The organism is Aurantimonas sp. 22II-16-19i (assembly GCF_002088275.1).
In the GTDB taxonomy this organism is placed as follows: domain Bacteria; phylum Pseudomonadota; class Alphaproteobacteria; order Rhizobiales; family Rhizobiaceae; genus Jiella.
The window spans coordinates 1-2556 of sequence record NZ_AQQS01000075.1 but is presented as its reverse complement, the minus strand read 5'-3'; the positions used below and the strand labels follow the sequence as shown (position 1 = coordinate 2556).

Here is a 2556-nt window from a genome sequence, read left to right as displayed (position 1 = left end):
CCGGATTTCCAGCCGAGCCGGGCAATAACGACGGAAATTGCGGTCCCGACACCGACGGCCAAGCCGATGACCCACTCCGGCACGGCGTCGACCGCCATTAGCCCTGCTCCCGCTTGTCACGCATCACATGAAACAGCGCGTAGAGCGCCAGGACAGACACCAACGCATAGTTGCCGATGCCGGTGGACAGCAGGTTCGTCATCTTGAACGACCAGAGAAAGCCGAGGGCGAGCAACCCGTAGACGAGCGCCCCGACGAAGGCACACCACGCCCGGATGGTCGACGTCACACGCTGCCGGGCGCCGTTGACGATGAGCCCGCAGAGCCAGACGAACCCGCAAGATCCGACGGCCGCGCCAGTCCAGGCCTCGCCGAGCCATCGGAATGCCGTGTAGGCCGGGCTGTCGAACGTCTGACTCTTGTGCATCAGCGTCAGCCCGAACTGCAGCATGTTCGCGGCGCAGAACCATTCGGAGGCGCGCTGATGAAATCGATGGCGGATGCGGAGGAAGATCATCGCGTCAGCTCTCGCTTCGCGTCGCCAGCGCCCGGGAAACGATCGCCGGCGCATCCCCCACCTTGGCCGCCGTCTCCAGCTTCGGCGCGGCGAGCTTCAGGATCTTCGCATCAGTAATCGGCGTCCCCTTGCCCAGCCGGCGCACTGCGTCCGGCACCGAGTCCCGGACGTAGTTGACGATCGTGTCCTCGGCCATGGAGGTGAGTGCCGCGTTGCCCTGCTTGCGCAGGACGCTGAGTGCCGCGCTCTGCAGCGCCGACTGCAGCGCCTCGCGGTCCTTGGCCTCGATCTCGATCCCAGTCTTGTCCCGGAGGAGCTTCAGCGCATAGGCGAGCGCAAGCGGGATGAGGATGGCGATGACGGCGCCGTAGATCGGCGCGATGATGTCCCAGAAGGTTTCCATGATCACAGCCTCGCCGCTTGGACATGCATCCAGTCGTAGTTCCGAGCCCGGCCCAGCGAGAGCCAGCCCTCGACCTCCCACGCCTGCCAGAACGGCAGCGCGTCGGCGTGCGACAGGCGCGCCTTCGGCTTGCCCCACTTCAGCTGATTGCGCTCGGAATCGAAGTCGATCGCGATGCCCCAGGAGTGCATGGAATAGGACGAGCCGCCGCGCATCCGCCGCACGTTGAGCGAGCCGGCGAAGAGGTTGATGCCGAGGTCGGCGCGCTCCTGTGCCGAGTAGAGCTGCGCCACGCGCTGCAGCACCCGCTCGGCCGACGGCGCCACCTTCTCGTGCAGCGTCACCGTCCGGCAGCGGTGCCCCTTGTCCCACGCCAGGAACATGTCGAAGGGGATCTCGATCCGGGTCTGCCGCGTGCCGACGGCGCCGTAGAAGGACGGCACGCCCGACTGGCGCGGCCAGGTATTGCCGACGAGTGCGATCTTCTGGATCTCGGCCTCGGACGGTTCGCGGTGCTCGACCGCCTTCGCCGTCTCGTCGTCGACGCGGCTGGAGGGCGAGCGAAGCGCGTTGACGACCGCCTCGTCCGCCATGCCGTCAACCGGCAGGCCCCGCGAAGCCTCGAACGCCTTGATGGCGGCCACGGTGAGCGGCCCGACGATGCCGTCGATGCCGCCACAGGCGAAGCCATGAGCGGTGAGCCGCATCTGCAGCCACTGACCGAAGGGGATCGGCGCTGTCATGTCTGTGATCCTCACGAAAACGCCCGGCGCATCGCAGCGACCGGGCACGAGAAAAGCCGCTCAGAGGCGGCCGGTTCGGACTTCAGGGATGGAGAGATCAGGGCTTGCGGGTGAGTACACCGTTGTTAAGCCACCATTGCCCAGAGGCTGGCTCTGTGGTCGGCAGCGTGTTGGCCCAGGTGTTCATGTAGGCTTGGAAGGTCGTTTGGGTGAACGCCTGGATCTGCGCCTGGGTCAGCAGCTTATCGACGTCGGTCCCGGCTTCCGATCCCCCGCCGGAAGGGGTGATCTGCAAGACGCGCGCGCCGGCTGCTCCCTTGACCTGGTTGCCAAGGAAAACCTGCGTCACGCCGCGAACTCCGCCGTTCAGCGTGTTCACCCATAGTCCGGTCTGCAGCGAAGCGGATGGGCTCTGCCACCAGCCCTGATTCTCAAGGGCCCCGAGATGTGCCGTGGACATGATGCGCCGGCCCCGATGGGCCCCTGCCGTCACATCCAGCGCGATCGCCGTGTCTCGCGCATAGATGGCGAGGTTGCCGCTGGCGTTGTTGCCCTCCAGCGAGAAGCCGCCGAGATTATCGTTGTTCGCCGGCGAGGCGCTGTTCCTGTAGATGTGGTAGTCTGGGCCATAGGCGCTGCCGTCGGCGAAGCTGACGACCCCGCCGGGGGTGATGACGCGGACTTCTGAAGGATCCTGGTTCGGCCCGAACTGGATCAGCCGCTTGGGATAGCGCACGAAGTCGGTTGGCCCCATGCCCTCGTCAGCTTGCGGGTACTGCCAGGGGATCTGGATCGTGACGCCGGTGGCCCCGTTCAGGTAGATCGGCGGCGTCGCAGGTTCGGCATAGGGAGCGGTTTCCCCTGGCGTGACACCGTCGCCGAGGAACACGTCC

At 66.2% G+C, this 2556-nt stretch carries 4 protein-coding genes; all 4 read right to left on the bottom strand.

From position 1 onward, the window contains the following. Positions 1-97: 97 nt before the first annotated feature. A complete protein-coding gene (locus ATO4_RS26615; RefSeq protein WP_083595106.1) occupies positions 98-517 on the bottom strand; it encodes a hypothetical protein in 420 nt (139 codons plus the stop codon). 4 nt (positions 518-521) lie between these two features. Then, a complete protein-coding gene (locus ATO4_RS26610; protein ID WP_083595105.1) occupies positions 522-920 on the bottom strand; it encodes a hypothetical protein in 399 nt (132 codons plus the stop codon). Positions 921-922: 2 nt separating this feature from the next. Then, positions 923-1663 (bottom strand): M15 family metallopeptidase, encoded by a 741-nt coding sequence (locus ATO4_RS26605; RefSeq protein WP_083595104.1) that lies wholly within the window; start codon positions 1661-1663, stop codon positions 923-925. A gap of 97 nt (positions 1664-1760) precedes the next feature. After that, on the bottom strand, positions 1761-2556 hold a 796-nt coding region (locus ATO4_RS28020; RefSeq protein WP_176223201.1), incomplete at its 5' end, for a hypothetical protein.

Coding starts and splice junctions, on each gene's coding strand:
- ATO4_RS26610 (WP_083595105.1), bottom strand. CDS start 920: ATGGAAACCTTCTGGGACATCATCGCGCCGATCTACGGCGCCGTCATC.
- ATO4_RS26605 (WP_083595104.1), bottom strand. CDS start 1,663: ATGACAGCGCCGATCCCCTTCGGTCAGTGGCTGCAGATGCGGCTCACC.
- ATO4_RS26615 (WP_083595106.1), bottom strand. CDS start 517: ATGATCTTCCTCCGCATCCGCCATCGATTTCATCAGCGCGCCTCCGAA.